General features: G+C 70.2%; 21 protein-coding genes. 20 read left to right on the top strand and 1 reads right to left on the bottom strand.

All coding sequences use genetic code 11. The annotated features are described in order from the left end of the window. Positions 1-67 precede the first annotated feature (67 nt). The 18 genes from E4622_RS09795 to E4622_RS09710 all read left to right on the top strand — a co-directional run bounded on the left by E4622_RS09795 (position 68) and on the right by E4622_RS09710 (position 17,160). Positions 68-376: a hypothetical protein gene (locus tag E4622_RS09795; RefSeq protein ID WP_134740008.1), complete on the top strand. Its 309-nt coding sequence runs from the start codon at positions 68-70 to the stop codon at positions 374-376. 125 nt (positions 377-501) lie between these two features. Then, a complete protein-coding gene (locus E4622_RS09790; protein ID WP_134740007.1) occupies positions 502-945 on the top strand; it encodes a hypothetical protein in 444 nt (147 codons plus the stop codon). After that, positions 908-2,440 (top strand): hypothetical protein, encoded by a 1,533-nt coding sequence (locus tag E4622_RS09785; RefSeq protein ID WP_134740006.1) that lies wholly within the window; start codon positions 908-910, stop codon positions 2,438-2,440. Before E4622_RS09790 ends, E4622_RS09785 begins: the two co-directional genes overlap by 38 nt. A gap of 10 nt (positions 2,441-2,450) precedes the next feature. Next, entirely contained in the window at positions 2,451-2,654 is a 204-nt protein-coding gene (locus tag E4622_RS09780; RefSeq protein WP_134740005.1) for a hypothetical protein, read from the top strand. Then, positions 2,651-3,901 carry a phage portal protein gene (locus E4622_RS09775; protein ID WP_209021861.1) on the top strand — a complete coding sequence of 417 codons (1,251 nt, stop codon included), beginning with the start codon at positions 2,651-2,653 and terminating at the stop codon, positions 3,899-3,901. The genes E4622_RS09780 and E4622_RS09775 overlap by 4 nt, the downstream gene beginning before the upstream one ends. Next, positions 3,891-4,745, top strand: coding sequence for a head maturation protease, ClpP-related (locus E4622_RS09770; protein ID WP_134740004.1), 855 nt, complete (start codon positions 3,891-3,893; stop codon positions 4,743-4,745). The genes E4622_RS09775 and E4622_RS09770 overlap by 11 nt, the downstream gene beginning before the upstream one ends. A 69-nt stretch (positions 4,746-4,814) precedes the next feature. Then, on the top strand, positions 4,815-6,062 hold the full coding sequence (locus E4622_RS09765; protein ID WP_134740003.1) for a phage major capsid protein: 1,248 nt from the start codon (positions 4,815-4,817) through the stop codon (positions 6,060-6,062). A gap of 14 nt (positions 6,063-6,076) precedes the next feature. Next, positions 6,077-6,286 carry a hypothetical protein gene (locus E4622_RS09760; protein WP_134740002.1) on the top strand — a complete coding sequence of 70 codons (210 nt, stop codon included), beginning with the start codon at positions 6,077-6,079 and terminating at the stop codon, positions 6,284-6,286. Between the two features lie 86 nt (positions 6,287-6,372). Further along, a complete protein-coding gene (locus tag E4622_RS09755) occupies positions 6,373-6,705 on the top strand; it encodes a hypothetical protein (RefSeq protein ID WP_134740001.1) in 333 nt (110 codons plus the stop codon). A gap of 4 nt (positions 6,706-6,709) precedes the next feature. Continuing rightward, positions 6,710-7,123, top strand: coding sequence for a hypothetical protein (locus tag E4622_RS09750; RefSeq protein ID WP_134740000.1), 414 nt, complete (start codon positions 6,710-6,712; stop codon positions 7,121-7,123). Between the two features lie 27 nt (positions 7,124-7,150). After that, positions 7,151-7,336: a hypothetical protein gene (locus tag E4622_RS09745; RefSeq protein ID WP_134739999.1), complete on the top strand. Its 186-nt coding sequence runs from the start codon at positions 7,151-7,153 to the stop codon at positions 7,334-7,336. Between the two features lie 43 nt (positions 7,337-7,379). Next, complete coding sequence (locus E4622_RS09740) at positions 7,380-7,799, top strand: hypothetical protein (protein WP_134739998.1); 420 nt, start codon at positions 7,380-7,382, stop codon at positions 7,797-7,799. A 2-nt stretch (positions 7,800-7,801) separates the two neighbouring features. Continuing rightward, entirely contained in the window at positions 7,802-8,185 is a 384-nt protein-coding gene (locus tag E4622_RS09735) for a hypothetical protein (protein WP_134739997.1), read from the top strand. Between the two features lie 32 nt (positions 8,186-8,217). Then, positions 8,218-8,562, top strand: a complete 345-nt coding sequence (locus tag E4622_RS09730; protein WP_134739996.1) for a hypothetical protein — start codon at positions 8,218-8,220, stop codon at positions 8,560-8,562. Between the two features lie 180 nt (positions 8,563-8,742). Further along, positions 8,743-9,000 carry a hypothetical protein gene (locus tag E4622_RS09725; RefSeq protein WP_134739995.1) on the top strand — a complete coding sequence of 86 codons (258 nt, stop codon included), beginning with the start codon at positions 8,743-8,745 and terminating at the stop codon, positions 8,998-9,000. Between the two features lie 24 nt (positions 9,001-9,024). After that, positions 9,025-13,101, top strand: coding sequence for a phage tail tape measure protein (locus E4622_RS09720; RefSeq protein ID WP_134739994.1), 4,077 nt, complete (start codon positions 9,025-9,027; stop codon positions 13,099-13,101). Further along, positions 13,098-15,239, top strand: a complete 2,142-nt coding sequence (locus E4622_RS09715; protein WP_134739993.1) for a tail fiber protein — start codon at positions 13,098-13,100, stop codon at positions 15,237-15,239. Before E4622_RS09720 ends, E4622_RS09715 begins: the two co-directional genes overlap by 4 nt. Before the next feature lie 37 nt (positions 15,240-15,276). After that, positions 15,277-17,160: an SGNH/GDSL hydrolase family protein gene (locus E4622_RS09710; RefSeq protein WP_134739992.1), complete on the top strand. Its 1,884-nt coding sequence runs from the start codon at positions 15,277-15,279 to the stop codon at positions 17,158-17,160. 10 nt (positions 17,161-17,170) lie between these two features. Here E4622_RS09710 and E4622_RS09705 read toward each other — a convergent pair whose 3' ends face one another. Then, positions 17,171-17,710: a hypothetical protein gene (locus E4622_RS09705; protein ID WP_134739991.1), complete on the bottom strand. Its 540-nt coding sequence runs from the start codon at positions 17,708-17,710 to the stop codon at positions 17,171-17,173. Between the two features lie 156 nt (positions 17,711-17,866). Here E4622_RS09705 and E4622_RS09700 point away from each other — a divergent pair, with 156 nt between their 5' ends. Next, positions 17,867-18,328 carry a hypothetical protein gene (locus tag E4622_RS09700; protein WP_134739990.1) on the top strand — a complete coding sequence of 154 codons (462 nt, stop codon included), beginning with the start codon at positions 17,867-17,869 and terminating at the stop codon, positions 18,326-18,328. Then, positions 18,325-18,747 (top strand): hypothetical protein, encoded by a 423-nt coding sequence (locus E4622_RS09695; RefSeq protein WP_134739989.1) that lies wholly within the window; start codon positions 18,325-18,327, stop codon positions 18,745-18,747. The genes E4622_RS09700 and E4622_RS09695 overlap by 4 nt, the downstream gene beginning before the upstream one ends. Positions 18,748-18,793 lie beyond the last annotated feature (46 nt).

The raw sequence follows: 18,793 nt of genomic DNA, 5'->3' as shown, positions 1-18,793 counted from the left end.
TTAGCGACCCCACAACCCGGACCTCGCGGCCCGGGTTGTTGTGCGTCCGGGTCAAGGTCCCGACCTGATGGCCAAACCCAAGTACCGCTGGGCCCATCAGCAGGAGCGCAAGCGGTGGGTGCCCGTCGTTGCTGCAGGCGAGGCGTACTGCGCTGAGCCTGTGTGCAAGATGCGCAGCCGACTGATCCCGCCCGCTTGGGCCAACACCCAGCTCTGGCATCTGTGCCACGACCCGACCGGCACCGTCGTCATAGGCCCGGGCCACCGCCGGTGCAACACCAGCGAAGGTGCCAGCCGCGGCAACCGCCAGCGCGGGCGCAAGCCGGTCACCGTGAAGCGCGAGGCGAAGCCAAAGGCCAACCGCTGGGTCGTCTGACCCAGGGGAGGGCCCCTCAAAAGTTCACAGCCACACGTCCAGGACCGCCGGAGTCTCGGGGCTTCTCTCTCCGCATCGTGACGAGACCAGTGCAACGGAACGCAATCGCGGGGGAACGAGGCGACGTGGACGTCAAGTGCGGCGGTTGCGACCAGACGTTCGAGGCCAAGACGTCGCGGGCTCAGTACTGCTCGACGACGTGTCGCTCGCGCGCCGCCCGTCAGCGCAAGGCCGCGGCTGAGTCGGTCGAGGCTGACGCCGAGAAGGGCCTGGCTGAGCACCAGCTGGTGCGCGCCACACGCCTGGAGTTGGAGAAGGCCGGCGTCGTCGACACCGTCGAGGGCCAGCTGACGCTGCAGTTGGCACGCAAGCTGGCCAACCCCGACGAGTCTGGGATCTCGACGCTCTCGAAGGAGTTCCGCGCGGTCCGCGCTGAGGCGCTCGAAGGCAGCCCGGAGCCCGCGCCCACCGGAGACACCCCGCCGGCGGTCGACCGTGAGGATGACGAAGTGACCCGCGCGAGGAGAGCACGTGAGCAGAAGCTCAGCGCGGCGGCTGGTCGAGCCTGACTACTGGACCTGTCCCCACGGCCTTCGGGTTCGCCCCGAGCCCATCGAGACGTTCGGTCCCGAGGTGGCCGATGTCTGCGCAGCCGCAGGCTTCGCCCCCGACCCGCAGCAAGAACTCGCGCTTGACCTGATCTTCGCGATCAAGCCTGACGGTTCGCCCGCCACCTTCGAGTTCTGCGTTGTCTGCTCGAGGCAGAACCTCAAGACCGGGCTCTTCCTCCAGGCCGTCATCGGCTGGTTCTACGTGCTCGACGTCCCGGAGATCGTGTGGTCTGCGCACGAGATGTCCACAACACGTGCAGCACAGCGCGACCTGGCTAACGTTCTTCTCGGTGCTCCCAGCCTTCGTAAGCGGATGCTGCCGCAGAAGAACGACGGCATCTACGACGCCAACGGCGAGGAGCGGATCGAGCTCCTCGGGCCTGACGGCCAGCCGCAGACCGTCTGGTTCAAGGCCAGGACCCGTGATGGCGGTCGCGGTCTCGCGAAGCCCAAGCTGGTGCTCGACGAGGCGTTCGCGCTCAGGGCCGCGATGATGGGCGCGCTGGTGCCGATCATGCTGGCCCAGAAGGACCCACAGATGCTGCTGGGATCCTCGCCAGGCAAGGAAGACAGCGACGTTCTGTTCGACGAGCGGGAACGCGGTCGCGCAGGCAGCAGCCCGGCCATGACCTACCTCGAGTGGGGCAACGGTAAGCGCCCGCCCTGTGCCGACCCCGACTGCCAGCATCCCAAGACTGGCTTCACCTACGGCGACCCATGCGTAGCCAATCGGTTGGAGCTCATCGAGCACGCCAACCCAACGCTCACTACAGGCCGCATCACGATCGAGACGCTAGCCAACGTGCGCCAGGTACTCACCGCCGACGAGTGGTTCCGCGAGTGCATGGGGTTCTGGGACGAGCCGAAGACGGATGTCGTCCCACCGATCTTCGGCACTGGCAAGTGGGAGGCGTGCGCGGGGGAACCGTTTGAGCAGCCCGAAGCGCCGGCTGTCATCGGGGTGGCTGTGTCGGTGGACCGCTTGTGGGCCTCCATCGCAGCGGCTTCGATCGTCGAGGTGCTCGAGGACCCCAACGACTCGGAGGCTGAGCCGATCGATCGGGTATTCGTGGCAGCCACTGACCGCCGCGAGGACGTTACCTGGCTGGTGGCGGAGCTGAAACGAATCCAGGCCAAGACCGACTGCGCGATCGTGATCGATGAGAAGGGCCCCACCAAGGACCTGCTCAAGGACCTTGAGGACGCTGACGTCGCCGTGGAGACGGTGACCCTCGACGAGTACGCCGAAGCGTGCTCGAGATTCTTCGACAAGGTCCGCGGCGGCAATCTTCTCCACCCCTCGTCGACTGAGCTCGACGAAGCCGTGGCCGGTGCCACCTGGCGCACCGTCGGTGACCGCGGGGTTTGGGGTCGACGGAAGTCCGCTACAGACGTGTCCATGCTCGAAGCGGCAACCCTCGCCGCCTACGGCGCCGAGAAGTTCGCATGGTGAGGAGCCCACGATGAGTCCCGCAGTCACCGAGCTCCTCGGCATCCTCCTCGCCCTGGCCGGCGCCGCACTCCTGGTCGTCGGCGCCGCCCTGGTCTCGCTGGAGGCCGCGCTCCTCACGGGGGGCACACTCGCGCTGCCCGCAGGCGTCCTGCTCGTCATCACGGCCAACAAGACCGCCGCCCTCCGCCGCGCCGAGGCGGTGACCCCCCGGTGACCCTCTTCAGCGCATGGACCGGCAGCATCGATCTCGGCGAAGACGGCTCCATCACGGACAGCTCCCTGATCGAGCTGGTCGGCGGCGGCAAGACCGCCACCGGCGTCAAGGTCACCGAGGCCCGCTCGCTGACCATGCCCGCGGTGTGGCGAGCCGTCACTCTGCTCGCCGGCTCCATCGCGGGACTGCCCATCCACGCCTACCGCCAGGAAGGCGATACACGGGTCCGCGCCGGCAGCTCCTCACAGTCGACCCGCGTGCTCTCCGACCCCCACCCCGACCTCACGGTCTTCGAGTGGCTCGAGCTCGTCGTGGCCCATCTCGCACTGTGGGGCAACGCCTACCTGCTCATCCAGCGCGACGGCTTCGGACGGGTCCTCTACCTGCTTCCGATTCATCCCTCGCAGGTCCAGGTCGGGCGCCGCAAGAGCGACCGAGCCAAGCGCTACGCCATCACCGGCCCCCTGCCGGACGGCTCGAACGCACGCACGCTCGGAGACCTCGACGTTCTCCACATCCCTGGATTCGGCTACGACGGCATCTGCGGCGTCTCGCCCATCCGTGCCGCGCGGCAAGGCGTGGCGCTCGCCCTGGCTGCCGAGGAGTTCGGCGGCAAGCTCTTCGGCTCCGGGTCACTGGCCACCGGCATCCTGCAGACCGAGCAGCGACTCACCCAGGGCCAGGCCGACAAGCTCTCGGACCGCTGGAACGAAAAGCGCTCCGGCCTCAAGAGCGCGCACGGGACCATCGTGCTCGACAAGGGCGTGAAGTTCACCCAGCTGACCATCCCGCCCGAGGACGCGCAGTTCCTGGAGTCGCGGTCCTTCCAGGTGTCCGAGATCGCGCGCATGTTCGGGATCCCGCCCCACATGCTCTCCGACACCGAGAAGTCCACGTCCTGGGGCACCGGCATCGAGCAGCAGACCATCGGCTTCGTCACCTACACGCTGCGCCCCTGGCTCGCCCGCATCGAGCAGCGACTCACCAGGCTCCTGCGGCCCGACACCGTGTACGTCCGCTTCTCGCTCGAGGGGCTGCTCCGCGGCGACTCGGGCCAGCGCTCGAGCTTCTACAAGGCGCTGTGGGACCTCGGCGCGCTCTCCACCAACGAGATCCGCGCCTACGAAGACCTCGGCCCGGTCGAAGGCGGCGACGTCCGATACCGGCCGCTCAACATGGGCGAGCTCGGCAGCACCGACACCCCTGACAACCCGCCCGACCCGACTGGAGGCCCCGATGCGCCGTGACCCCGTGTACCGCTTCCGCGGCTACCAGAAGCCAACCACCGAGAGCCGCACCCCGATCCTCTCGGCGACCAACGAGCTGCCCGCGACCACCGTCGACGGCACCACCGCGGTCATGCGGCTCTACGACCCCGTCGACGACTGGGGTGAGTTTTGGGGCGTCTCGGCCAGCGAGTTCGCGGCCGCCCTCGACGCACTGCCCTCCGCCGTCAACGAGATCCACCTGCACATCAACAGCCCTGGCGGGGTGATCTTCGAAGGCATCGCCATTCTCAACCAGCTGCGCCAGCACCCCGCCCGCGTGGTGGCCATCGTCGACGGCGTAGCCGCCTCGATCGCCTCCGTCATCGCCGTCGGCGCCGACGAGACCGTCATGAACCCCGACACCCTGCTGATGGTCCACGACGGCTCGGGGTTCTGCATGGGCACCGCGGACGACATGCGCGAGGTCGCGGCCGTCCTCGACACCCTCTCGGACACCATCGCCGGCGTCTACGCACGCAAGGCGGGCGGCACCGTCGAGGACTGGCGCACGACCATGAAGGGCACCGTCTGGTACACCGCCCAGCAGGCGCTCGACGCCGGCCTCGTTGACCGGATCGCCGAAGCGCCCGAGCTCGTGGAGTCCGAGCCAGCGGCCGCGGCACGAGCCCAGACGCACCGAGCCGCCATCAACGCGCTCACCGCCTCGGCCCAGGTGCCCAGCCCGACGGTCGCCGACCCGCACGAAGCCGACCCGGCACCGACGGCGCTGGCCGACCAGTCCAGCGAGCCCGGCGCAGACGCCGAGGCCCGACGCCGTGCCGACGAGGACTGGCACCGCCACCTCGCCACCCTCCGCGGCTGACCCCGCAACCCAACACGACCCGACAGACCTCTGCCGGGCGAGCAGCCCTGCTCACGAAAGGAATACCCGATGAACCCGATCGAGACGCTTCGCGGGCAGATCGCCTCCACCTGGAACCAGATGGAGACGATCATGGCCACCGCTCGCGCCGAGGAGCGCAGCCTCACCGACGAGGAGCGCGCGACGTACGACGGTCACGCCCAGGCGCTGACCACCCAGCGTGCCGACCTGGCCCGCATGGAGGCGCACGAGCGCAACCAGGCGGCCGGCTCCACGCCCGCCGAGCCCAGCACCGACCCGCTCGACCCGACCCCGGCCACCGCGCGCTCGCTCGGCGACCACTTCGTCAACAGCGCGCGTGAGCAGCTCACCAACGCCGACAGCAGCTCGCGCTTCACGATCTCCGCCCCGGAGTTCCGCAACGCGGCCTCCGACGTCCAGGTCACCGACGGCACCGGCGGCAGCCTCGGCGCGGTGCTGACCGAGGTCGACACCACGATCGTCACCGGCGTCCGACGGCGGATGACCATCGAGGACCTCCTCGACTCCGGCACCATCAGCGGCCAGGCGATCACCTACTTCGTCGAGGGCGCGCTCGAGGGCGACTTCACCACCGTCGCGGAGAACGGCGCGAAGCCGCAGCTGCACTTCGCCAACCCCACGGCGGTCACCGACGCGCTGAAGAAGATCGCCGGCTTCATCAAGGAGTCCGACGAGCTCATCGAGGACCTGCCGTTCCTCGCCTCGGCGATCAACAACCGGCTGCTCTACCAGCTGGACCTCTTCACCGAGAACCAGATCCTCAACGGCAACGGCACCGGGACCAACCTGCGGGGTCTCCTGCAGCGCTCCGGCATCCAGTCCCTCGGCGTCATCGGCGACCCGGCACCCGGCAACGCCGACCGGATCTTCCAGGCCATCACCGCCGTCTCCACCGGTGCCGGCCTCGAGGCCGACGGGATCGTCATCAACCCCGTCGACTACCAGGCCTTCCGCCTGAAGAAGGACGGCAACGGCCAGTACATGGGCGGCGGCTTCTTCTCCGGCCAGTACGGCGTCGGCGGCGTCCTCGAGGAGCCCCCGCTCTGGGGCAAGCGCACCGTAGTCACCCCGGCCATCGCGGCCGGCACCGTCCTGGTCGGCGCCTTCCGCACGGCGGCGACCGTCTACACCAAGGGCGGCACGCGGGTCGAGGCGACCAACTCGGACCAGGACGACTTCACCAACAACCGCATCACCATCCGCGCCGAGCGCCGCAAGGCCCTCGCGGTGCGCCGGCCCGCCGGGCTGGTCAAGGTCACGCTCGGTGCGGCGTGAGAGGGGGAGGAACGATGAAGGAGTACGAGGTCGAGATCAACGGCACCAAGCACGTGCTGCTCCTCGACGAGGAGGACGCCAAGCGCTACACCAACGCCACCGCGGTGGTCGTGGTGACGGCACCGGTCGCCGAGCCCGTGGAGCCCGTGGAGCCCGTGGAGCCCGTGGAGCCCGTGGACCAGCCGACCACGCCCAAGCGCGGCTCTCGCCGCTCGCAGGGCTGACCGACCACCGCCCGCCCCGTTGCCGCCTCGTGGCGGGGCGGGCGGTGCACCACCCCTTCAACTCCACAGCGGCGAACGGAGGACCCATGCCTTTCACCGGCATCGAGATCGCGCGCCTCCGCGAAGAGGTCGGTACGGTCGCGGACGACGACCAGCTGCTCGCCGAGGTCATCAAGGTCAGCCTGGTGCAGCTGCTCAAGCTGACCGAGGACGCCGACGACGACCTGCCCGACGAGGTCTTCGACCAGGCACACCTCGCCGTGGCCGTGGACATGTTCAACCGCCGCAAGGCCCCCAACGGCGTGCTGTGGCAGCAGTTCGACGAGGGCGGCGCTGCGACACCCCTTCGGCTCTCCAGCGACCCGCTGGGCGTCGCCTACCCGATCCTGAGCCTCTGGCTCGTCCCGGCGATCGGCTGACCTGGTGAGCAGCACCCCGCAGACCAACCCGCTGACCGAGGCCCGGGAGAAGCTCCGCGACCTGCTCAAGGCCGCCGACCTCCACGCCTTCACGGTCGCCCCCAACCCTGCGACTCCGCCCTTCGCCTACGTCGGCCCCAACGACCCCTACCTCGACTACGAGGACGCCAACTTCGGCTGCGTCATCGCCCGCTTCCAGGTCGGCTACGTCGCCCGCCCTGGCGTGAACGAGAAGACCGCCGAGGACGCCGACGCCGGTGTGCTGCAGGTCCTCGCCGCGCTGCGCGAGAACCCCGACGACCCGCACGGCTTCTTCGTCGAGGGCGTCGACCGGCCCGGCCAGATCACCCTCGCCGGCCAGGGCAACCACATCGCGGCGCCGATCAACGTCGCCATCGAGCTCAACCTCGGGCTCTGACCACCCCACCCACCAGGAGGAACCCCCATGGCCGAGGCCACCACCGCCAGCACCGACCGCCGAAAGAACTTCACGGTGGGCGAGATCGTCGACGTGGAGCGCGGCACGACCGTGACCCGCCCCGACGGCTCCACCGTCACCGCCGGCAAGAGCTACGCGCTCGACGTGCCCGGCACCTTCCGCCTCGGCGACCGCGAGGTCACCGCCAAGTAGCGCCGGGCTCCTCCGGCACCACCACCCGAAAGGAACACCCGCCATGGCAGCTCTTGGCACCCGCCTCCTCACCCTCAGCCTCGACGGTGACGAGGTCACCGCGCAGGTCTCCAACTGCCGCATCACCTCCGGCGCCGCCGACTCGGACTTCACGTCGTTCGCCGACGCGGCGGCCGGCGGCGCGCGGGAGTACAAGCTCGCCGGCACGGCCACGCAGGACATGGCCGTGGACAGCGTCTGGGACAAGATCTGGACCAGCGCGGGGACCACGATCCCCGTTCTGATCAAGCCCGCCGGCGGCTCCACCGCATCGGCGACGCAGCCGCACTTCACGGGCAACGTGACCATCGTCGAGCCCGACGGCGACCTGGTCGGCGGCGAGGCGAACGCGTCCCCCACGGCGAAGTTCACCTTCGACTTCGAGTGGACGTTCTCGGCGAAGCCGACCAAGGTCGTCGCCTGACCATGGCTCGCACCCTGGGATTCCGCGTCGACGGCCTGAACCAGGTCGTGCGCGGGCTCCTGGAAATCGGTGTCGAGGTCGAAGACCTCAAGGGGGCCTTCTCCTCGATCGCCGACATGGGCGCTCGCACGGCCGCCCGGTTCGCTCCCAAGCGTTCCGGGCGGCTGGCCGGCGACGTCCGAGGCAACCGCGCTCGGTCGAAGGCTGTCGTCACCGCCGGCCGCGCGGCCCTGCCCTACGCGGGTCCCATCAACTACGGCTGGGCCAAGCACAACATCGAGCCCTCCATGTTCATGCAGCGCGCCGACAACGCGGTGCGCCCCTTCGCGCTCCGCCGGCTCGAGGCGGAGATCAACATCCAGATCCGGCGCCGCGGCCTGAACTAGCCCGCGGCACCATCACCAGGAACGAGGCACCCATGACCGACACCACCGCACCCCCGGAGCAGGCCAAGCCCACGGTGGCCGACCTGCCCTACATGGAGTTCCTGCGCACCCTCGACGGGTACGAGGAGCTCGCGATCGAGCAGACCTTCGGGCGCGACATCGACAGCCTCGGCTTCGGCCTCCAGCTGCGCGCCCTCGTCTTCGTCTCCCGGCTGCGCGGCAAGGTCGAGGCCAGTGCCGCCCGGCGCGAGGTCATGGGCATGACGGTCCGGCAGATCTTCAACGAGTACCCCGACCTCTCCGACCCGGCAGACCCGAAGACCGACGAGACCCCTGAGCCGGCCGCCGGCGACAGCGACGCCGCTGCGGCCGAGTGATGGAGCGCCAGACCCTGCAGGAACTCCACGAGAGCCTCACCGGCGCTGAGGAGCGGGCCCTGCGCGAGCAGTTCGGTGCCCCGCTGCACGCCACGCGAGGCTACGCGCTCCTGAGAGCCGCCCAGTTTCGTTGTGGAACGACGATCCGCGCCTGACGACCGGGCCGCCCACGCGGCCGCCATGGCGACGCCCCGCGACCTCCTCGTGCCCTGGCTCGACCTGAGCGACGCCGGGTCCGATACCACTCCCCCCGCTGAAGACGACCAGTTCCTCGGCGACCCCGCAGAGCTGCGCCGGCACTACGCCATCGAGGAAGCCGAGGAGATCGGCCTCTGGTGCTTCGTCACCCGCCAGGACGACCGCGCCTGGCACCGCCTGACCCGCCTTGAGCGCAACGCCATGGCCGACGCGATCCACCGCGCCCACCGGCGCCGATGACCCACGACACGAGGAGGTGACTCGGTGGCCGGACCCATCCGCATCTCGATCCTCGCGAACGGCAAGCAGGCTCGTGCAGAGGTCGCCCAGACCTCGCGCGCCTTTTCCAGCTTGGGCCGCAGCCTCGTGCGTGGCGGCGCCGCTCTCGGGATCACGGGGCTGATCGCCGGCACGGTCGGGCTCGGCAAGGCGTCGATCGCCACCGAGGCGCAGTTTAGCCAGCGGATGAACCTCATCGCGGCGGCCACCAAGGCGCCGGCCTCGGAGCTGCGAGCGCTCAACGACCTGGCCATCAAGCTCGGCGCCGACACCTCGTTCTCGGCCAACGAGGCCGCCGACGCGATGCTCGAGCTGGCCAAGTCCGGGCTGTCGCCGGCGACCATCCAGGCCGGCGCCCTTGCTGGGACGCTGACCCTCGCCGAGGCGGGCGGCACCGACCTCGCGACCGCGGCCACCGTCGCCTCGAACGCGCTCAACACATTCAACCTCCAGGGCGAGGACATGGCGTCCGTCGCGGCGGCCATGGCCGGCGGCGCCAACGCCTCCTCCGCGTCGATCGAGTCGCTCGCCCAGGGGCTCCAGCAGGTCGGGCCCGGCGCCACCAACGCTGGGCTGTCGCTGCAGGAGACCGTGGCGGCTCTGTCCGCGTTCGACGCGGCCGGGGTCAAGGGGTCCGACGCAGGCACCTCGCTGAAGACGATGCTCGCTCGGCTGGTGCCGGACAACGACAAGGCCGCCGCGGCCATGGAGGCCCTGGGCGTCAACGCGCTCGACGCGCAGGGCAACTTCCGCAGCCTCACGGACATCGCCGGCCAGCTGCAACGCGGCATGAAGGGCCTCTCCGACGCCGAGCGCACGCGGGCCCTGAACGCAGCCTTCGGCTCGGACGCCTCTCGCGCGGCGATCGTGCTGGCGAAGGAGGGCGCCGGCGGGATCCGGAAGTACATCCAGGCGACGAACGACCAGAACGCCGCTCAGGAGATGGCCGCAGCCCGCATGAAGGGCACCGCCGGTGCCACCGAGCGGCTGTCGGGGGCCATGGAGACCGCGCGGCTGCGGATCGGCCAGGAGCTCGCGCCCGTCGTGGGCGACGTCGCCGATGGGCTCTCCGACAACCTGGTCCCGGCCATCGAGGCCGGCATCGATGGGGCGAAGGAGCTCGGGTCGGCCGTGGCGCCGGCCGTCGACGCCGTCACGGACGCGCTCGACGGGCTGATCCCCTCAGGGGACGAGGCGTCCTCGATGTTCGAGGACCGGCTGATCCCCGCCATCAGCACCCTGGCCGACATCACGGCCGGCGTCGTCGGCTTCGTCGACGACCTCCCCGGCCCGGTGAAGGACATCGGCGTCCAGGCAGGCATCGCCGCGCTGGCCTTCTACAAGCTCAGCCCGGCCATCACCGCTGCCACGACCTCGATGCGCAACGGAGCGATCTACGCGCAGGTGCTCGGCCTCGAGATGCGCAACAGCACCTCCAGAGCGGCGCTGATGCAGGGCGCGCTCACCAAGGTGGGCGGCGTCGCCAAGAACGCCGCCGGCATCGGCGGTCTCATGGCGCTCACCTCCGGGCTGACCGAGGCGTCCGACAAGGGGCTGACCTTCGGCGGCGTCATGAAGGGGGCGGCCGGCGGCGCCGGGATCGGCGCGATGTATGGCCCCGTCGGCGCCCTCGTCGGGGCCGGCGTCGGTGGCGGCCTGACCGCCCTCGTGGGTGCCTTCCAGCAGACCAGCGAGGAAGCCGCGCGGGCGCGCCGCGAGCTGATGAAGGCCGAGGGCTTCAAGGACGCCGAGGCCGACGCGGACTCGCTGCGCGAGGCGCTCCTCGGGGTGGTCAACGCCTACGGGAAGGTCCCTCGCGCGGCCATCGAGGCGTCGTTCACCGGCAAGGACGGCAAGACCGAGAAGGACGTCCAGACGCTGCGCGACCTCGGCGTCTCCATGGACACCATCGTGTCCGCGACCCTGGGCCAGGCCGGCGCGCAGAAGATCGTCAACGACGCCCTGTCGGCGCAGATCACCGACTACGAGCGGCTGGTGGCCACCTACCAGGAGGCATACGACAACTCGACCGGCCCGGCCCGCGTGGCCAACAAGGAGGGGCTGGACGAGGCGAAGGCGAGCCTGCAGGCGCTCGTCGACGTCGAGGAGAACTTCGGCAAGCGGATCAGCGAGAACACCGGCGCCGTCGCCGAGCATGCAGCCCAGCTGAAGACCCTCGCCGGCGAGCTGGGGATCACGGTCGCGCAGTACAAGACCTTCCCGAAGGAGGTGCGCACGCGGTTCGAGGCGGAGGGGCTGCCGCAGACCGCCCGGGACGCGGTGCGGCTCATCGGCCAGTACAAGGGCCTGCAGAACTTCCGCTCCATCAAGGCCGTGGTCTCGGCGCCCGGCGTCAACCTGTCCCGCACCCAGGTGGAGCGGCTCGGCAAGCAGTACCGGCTCACGCCGAAGCAGATCCGGACTGTGGCCCGCCTCGAGGGCGTGGCGGCGACGGTCAAGGGCAGCGAGCGCGTCCGCAGCTCTCTGCGGGAGACCGACAAGGTCAAGGTCACGCTCCCCGGGGTAAAGCGCGGTGTCGACGACGCCGTCCAGGGCGCCCAGAAGGTCGGCGGCGCAGGCGCGAAGCGTGTCCGCGAGGGCATCGAGCGACCCCTGCGCGGGACGAAGGCCAACCTCGCGCCGTGGCAGCAGTCCGTGCGCGCTGGTGCGTTCGCCGCCGTCGCGGACGGGCGCAGCGGCTCCGTGGCCGTCGGCGCCGCCATGAAGGCTGGGATTCAGGCGGGCTTCTCGGGTACCGCCACGGTGCTGGCCGCCCAGGCGCGCGCGGCCGTGCGCGCGGCCATCAACGCTGGCCGGGCCGAGGGCAAGGTGCGGTCGCCTTCGAAGGAGACGCGCTACACCGGGGAGATGCTCGGCGCGGGCCTGGTCGACGGACTGGCCCGCCGGGAGGACGCCGCGCGACGGGGCGGCCGGAACATCGTCCGGGAGCTCCTGGCCGGCGTGGTGAACGGCTCCGAGGGCGTCGAGAGTTCGTTCGGCCGGGTGGACGACTACATCGACAAGGTCCTGAAGAAGCGCACGAAGGCGCAGCAGAAGGCGGCTCGCCAGCGCCTCAAGAGCGTCCGCGACGAGCGCGCGGCGCTGACCGCCAACGGCCGGGCGCAGGACCGCCTGCAGAGCGGCAACTATCTCGGGACGCTCGTGCGAGGGTCCCGGCTCTGGGTCCAGATGACCAGGCTCGGCGTGAAGAACCTCGAAGAGGCCCGCCAGAAGTACAAGGACCTCGCGGAGGCGTCGACCCAGTACAACGCGAGCATCCAGCAGGCGTTCGCCGACTACGGGGACATCACGAACCTCGGCCAGAGCGAGGACGGCACCGTCGCGGTCGGCAACCTCCTCGACCAGCTACAGCAGCGCGCTGTGGCGGCCGACCGCTATGCCCTCCTGATCCAGCAACTCCGCGACGCCGGCCTCAACGACACGTCGCTGCAGGACCTCATCGACAAGGGGCCCGAGGCCGGCCTCGCCACGGCGGAGGCGCTCATCTCCGGCGGGTCAACGGTCATCGGTCAGGTCAACCAGCTGACGACCCAGATCGCGCAGGCGGGCGGCCGGCTCGGCGACGAGATGGCGACTCACTTCTACGGCGCCGGGATCCAGGCCGCGGCCGGGCTCGTCAGGGGCCTGGAGTCGCAGGCGGCAGGCCTCGACCGCGTCGCAACCCGGCTGGCGAACCAGATGGTCAAGGCGATCAAGAAGGCGCTCGGGATCCGCTCCCCGTCCCGGGTCTTCAAGGACATCGGCGACCAGAGCGTGCGCGGCCTGGCAATCGGCCTGGACGACACCTACGCCCGCCGCGCCGGTGTGACGCTGGCCGCCTCGCTGCAGGAGGGCTTCGGCGTCCCGAAGCTCGAGGCCATGGCCGCCACCTCGGCCGGTGGCGCCCAGGGCGCCGCCGCCCTCGGCTCCCTTCGCCTGACGCTCAGCGCGCAGGAGATCGACCGCCTCAGCCGGGGTAAGGAACTCATCGCTGACATCGACCTGGCTCTGGACAAGGGCGCGCGGACCAAGAACATCGTCGTCACGAGGAGCAACGGATGAGCCGGCAGACCTTCAAGACCACCGACGTTCTGAAGCTCGAGGTCGAGACCAACCCGACCGGCCTGGTCAACCGCGTCCCCAACCCGACGGGCGAGCTCGGCGCTTGGGGCTGGATCACTCCCTTCGACGACGTCCTGGCCGGCGTCGACGTCGGCGGTCAACCGTGGCTCCGTCACACCCTCGGCTCGCCCTCCATCAACGGCGTCTACACCGAGCCCCACCCGATGACCCCGGGCCAGTACGTCGCCGCGTCGTTCCGGGCCGGGGCCTCCGACCTACCCGCGGACACCAGCGGCGGCCGCCTGGTGGCGTTCATCGCGTTCCTCGACGTCACCGGGACGCTCGACGGGGTTATCGGCGGCTTTCCCGCCGGCCTGGTCAAGATCGTCGACAAGCTGCTCCCGCAGGCCGCGCGCCAGGGCACCCCCGCGCCCATCGTCGCGCCGGCCGGCACGCACTACGTCGCCCTCGGTGTCGCCCTGCTGGCCACCGCTCCGGTCGGGTCCGGCTTCATGCCGGCGCCGGCTGGGTCGTGGCTGCAGTTCACCGAGGCCACCGTGGCTGTCGCCAACACCTCGGCGGCACTCGGGTCCGGCATCCTGCCGTACATCGCCCCAGTGCCCTACGTCGACGTCCTCGGCCCCACCCTGCAGATCGGCGTGGAGCGCTCAGAGCTCAACCTCGGCGTCCTCACCGCGACGATCGCCGACTCGACACTCGACCCCTCGCAGAGCACCCTCATCCGCCCCGGTCGCCGGATCCGTCTCCGCGCTCTTACGGGCGCTGGCACGTGGGAGCCGATCTTTACAGGCAAGGTCAGCAACGGCAAGGTCAGCTACTCGCTCACGCAACGCGAGGCCACGAAGCGCGCGCGCATCACCCTGACCGCCACAGACGACATGCCCACCCTCGGCCGGCCCCGCCACGAGGGAGTTGCCGACATCGCGGACCTGCCCTACGTGCTCGAGGGCTGCGGCGTCCCGTGGAACGTGAATGGCTCAGGCAACCAGGTGGACCCCGACGACGTCGAGGTGGTGGCCGTCAACGACCAGGCCACCGCGATGGACCAGGTCGTTCTCACCCGCGACTCAAACCTCGGCTACGCCTGGATCGACCGCCGCGGCGTGCTGCAGGTCTGGGATCGCGACGAGATCTCCGCCACCCCGGTCGCGGTGCTCGACGAGAGCGTCTACAACGCCGACGTAGCGATCGACTACGACACCGACCGGTGCATCAACTCGGTGAAGGTGATCTTCCTGCGCCGCAACGCGTCGACAGGGGAGACCGAGGAGATCACCTACGGGCCCTACGTCGATCAGGCGTCGGCCGACGAGTGGGGCACCCACTCCGCCGACTTCAAGATCCAGGCGGCCATCGAGGACGAGACCGCGATCGAGGCCCTCGCGTCCGCGATCCTGGCAGCCAACGCCGTGCCGCAGGTCCGCGTCAACGAGGTGACGATCCCGTTCCCCACGGCCGCCGCAGTCGCGACTCACGCCCGCCGCGACCTCTACGACCTGGTCAACGTCGTCAACGACACCGCCGAGCTCGACGAGGCCGACCGGGTCACCTCGGTCAAGCACGCCATCACGACCGACAAGTGGCTGATGACGCTCGGCTTCAGCGTCGACGGCGGCGTGGCGACCCCGACGTTCGTGCCCTCGCCGAGCGGCGGCGCCGACGGCCTCACGTTCGGCCAGCTGATGCAGCCAGTGGGGCACGTCGAGATGTTCTACGGCGCCAAGGCCGACATCTCACCGGGCTGGCTCGCCTTGGACGGCACCGAGTTCGACGGCGAGACCTACCCCCGCCTCGAGGCCCACCTCGGGGGCACGACCCTGCCGGACCTTACTGACCGCTTCCCGATCGGCGCGGGCACCAAGGCGCTGGGCACCACCGGCGGCGCCGTGACGCACACGCACGGCACCCCGAACCACACGCACACGGACAATTTCGCGGTCGCCGCACACAACGTGAACTCCGACGAGGGCCCGAACACCGGAACGGCGAACAGGGTCACGACCGGCACCCATGCGATGTCCGGCGGCGTTACCTCCTCGGGCGCCGGCATCACCGGGAGCCCATCCGAGGGGCTTCCGCCGTGGCGCGCTCTCTGGTTCATCATCCGCGCCGTCTGACCCTCCCCACCCGCCGCACCCTCCCGAAGGAGACCCCATGCCGTTCCCCGCAGGCATCACCACCCGCCTCGTCACCCTCGGACCCGGCACCACGATGGAGGCCGGCGACGCCCTCGGCGTGAAGGCCACCGTGAAGTCCTCGCGTGACCTCGTCTGGGCCGCCACCGGCACCGCCGTGCGCTCGGTGGAGAAGACCTACGAGAACGAGGCCGGGCTCGAGCTGGAGTTCCCCCTGCCCGTCACCGACCAGGCCGGCTGGCTCCTCAACGGCGCCATCGTCGACGTCACCGAAGGCAAGCAGTCCCACTACTACATCATCGGGCTGGAGTTCTACGCCGAGGGCGTCTCACGGCCGGTCTCGACGGCCACCCTGGGACCGTTCTCGATCCCCGAGGGCGACGGCTCCCCGATCGACGCGGACAAGCTCATCCCCGCGACCACGCAGGGCGGCGCGACGATCTCGCTGCCGGACTCCTGGTCCGAGGCGGTTGCGCTCGCGCAGGCGGCGGCCGTCGAGGCGGCGGCCAAGCTCGTGGACTCCGAGGTCTTCGTGCGGACCACCGTGGCGACCGACATCCCCGACCCTGAGAGCGAGGTCGGCCAGGCGTTCGGGGAGGCGGGACGGGCGCGGTTCGCGGCGCCCGTGCGCGCATTCGAGTCGCTGAAGGCCTCCCTCACTGCGGCCACCCGATCGACTGCCATTCAGGTGCTGTCCGACTCCACCGCAGCAGACGCCTCGATCAAGTGGGTCTACCGGTTCGCCCAGCTGCTCATGGTGATGTTCCCCGCGTGGACCTTCCACTACCGCCTGTGGGACGACGCCAACCAGCGCTACGGCCCGACGACCGTCATGCAGACCGGGACCGCCGGGGTCCGCTACCTCGACTGCTCCACCGGAACTACCACCAGGCGACTCGACCCCCTGGTCTCCCCACACCTCGCAGGCACGATCGACGTCCAGATCAAGGTCAGCATGGCGGACTGGACTCCCGGGGCGCAGACCATCATGGCCGGCCGCTCCGGCGCCGGCGGCACACGAGGCTGGTACGTCCTGGTCAACACCGCAGGACTCATGACCTTCGTCTACTCCGTCGATGGCACCGCCCTCGCCACCGTGAGCCCGGGCGCCGTCCTCGGTCTCACTGACGGCTCCACCAAGTGGCTCCGCTGGGTCTTCACCCCGAACGACGGCTCGGGCAACAAGGTACTGAAGTGCTACACCAGCGACGACGGCGTCACCTGGACCCAGGTCGGGACTACCCAGACCTCGGCGGGCACTGTGACGCTCTTCAACCCGAACGTGGGCTACGAGGTCGGCGGCGTCGCGGCCGGTATTGGGAACGCTGGGCTGAAGGTCTACGAGATCCGCATCCGCGACGGCGAGGACGGCCCCAACATCGTCCCCGCTCTACCCGACCTCTGGCCCCCGTACAACATCAGCAGCGCCATCGTCGTCGGGGCCCCGATCTGCACTATCGTCAATGGATCGCGCTCGGGGGCGAACATCGCCTACCTCAACGACAGCGTGCGGCTGCCCAAGATGACCCCGGACTACGGCCAGGCCGTCACGATCCTCTCCAGCTCCCACAACGAGGGCCTGGCTCAGGGCGTCCTGTGGTCGAACCTCCTGACCGGCTGGCTGGCGGCTGTCAAGGCGCGGCTGCCCCTTGCACCCCCGGTGTTGCTGACCCAGAACCCCGAGACGCCCGCCGTCACAAACTGGGCCGCCGAGCACGCCCGCCGCCGCACGGACACCCTCGCCTACGCCCGAATCAACCAGGTCGACGCGATCGACACCTACAAGGCGTTCCTCGACTACGGAGACTGGGCGGCCGACCTCAAGGCCGACGTCACGCACCCGAACGCGGCAGGCTACGACCTGTGGCGTGATGTCGTGGTGGCCGCCTTCAAGGCCATCTAGGGAAAGCGCGTCAGCCCACCAACTCGAACGGCGCCATGTGGCCGTCGGGCACACCCCGCACCAGCACGCCATCGCTGGTCGCGATCTCACGTACCGGAACGACCAGTGACCACCAGGCGCCGCCGAGGTGCACCCGCAACTCGAGCTCATCGAGCACGAGCCACCCTTGCGACGTGGCGTCGCCTTCGGTGCCCTGAGCGAGGGTGACCCCCTCGAGCTCGAACAGTGCTCCTCGGGTGCCGTAGCGCTCGCGCAATCGTCCGTCAGATGTCTGCCACCGAACCAAGACGCGGTCGGGTGCCGGAACGTGGAAGTCCCATAGGAGCCACGGAACGCCACCGTGAGAGGTGTCGCCAAGCGAGTAGCCACCCAGAGGCTGGAAGTGCAGGGCCAGCGCCCGGCGCGCCGTCGATGCGGCTTCCTGGCTTGCCTCGGCGGCTCGACGAGCCTGCCAGGCAGTGAACGCAGCTACCACGGCCGCCGCGACCGTGCCGACCGCCGCGACGATCTCGGCGACGGTCGACCACTCCTCGGTACCCCACTCGCGCATGACCGGGGACCCTAGCCCGCCGGCGGCGGCCCCGCACGGAAGCACCACCCCCACGGACACGGAGGGCCCGCCTGGACGCGAGAGCACCGGGCCCTCCGTAGCACCACCCACGCCACGGCGTCGTCACGCCCGAGGCCCGACCCGCGAGGAGCCCCCGTGTCCGATGCCCAGAGCCATCCCAGAGCTCGCCACCGGCGGCCCTGGCCTCCCACCGTCCGCGGCCTAGTCCTCTGGCTGTTCGGCTGGGCGTTCATCATCGTCGGCGGCCTCAACTACCTCGGGACCACCCTGCCCGCCCTGACCCGCGGCTACCTCGAGTTCGCGCTCACCCTCACCCGCGGCGCCGCCTGGCCCTACGGCCTCATCTTCGTCGTCGTGGGCACCTTCGCGATCGTCGCCGGCTACCTCTCTGACAACCTCGACCAGTGGGGCTACCGCGCCGCGGCGATCTGGTCCGGGCTCTGGGCCACCGGCTACGTCTGCGGCTGGCTCTTCTACGACGCCCCCCTGCGCGCCGTCGGCAGCGCCGTGGCGTGGGTGCTCTACTCGGCGATCCTCCTCACCTGCCTGCGCATCCCCAAGGTCGCGTTCGAAGACCTCGCGGAGCGCACCCGGTGAACCCCGCCGTCCAGTCCGCGATCGTCTCCAGCGTCGTTGGGCTCCTGATCTGGTACGGCACCAACCGCGCAAACCGCCGCTCACAGGCCGCCACCAACGCCCTGGAGAGCCGCAAGGTCGACCAGGGCGACAAGAGCGTCAACCTGTCCGTGCTCAAGGAGTCCCTGGACGCCCTGCAGGGACGTGTCGACGGTCTCGTGATCGACCTCAACGACGAGAAGCGAGCCCGGATGCGGGCCGAGCGCCGCGCTGAAGAGGCCGAGCAGCGCGCCAAGGACGCCGAGCGCCGTGCCGGGATCGCGGCGAGGAATGCTGGCGAGCTCGCCGAGCGCTCCGCGCGGCTCGAGGAGCGCGTCGCGCAGCTCGAAGACACCATGCGCGCCACGGGCATCGCGATCCCGCCGCCCCTCACCCCCTGACCCTCCGCCTCCGCACCGCCCGACTCACCACGGGCGGTGATCAGCC

Source organism: Nocardioides sp. 503, assembly GCF_004522095.1.
Taxonomy (GTDB): domain Bacteria; phylum Actinomycetota; class Actinomycetes; order Propionibacteriales; family Nocardioidaceae; genus Nocardioides.
This window is presented reverse-complemented; position numbering and strand designations above follow the sequence as displayed.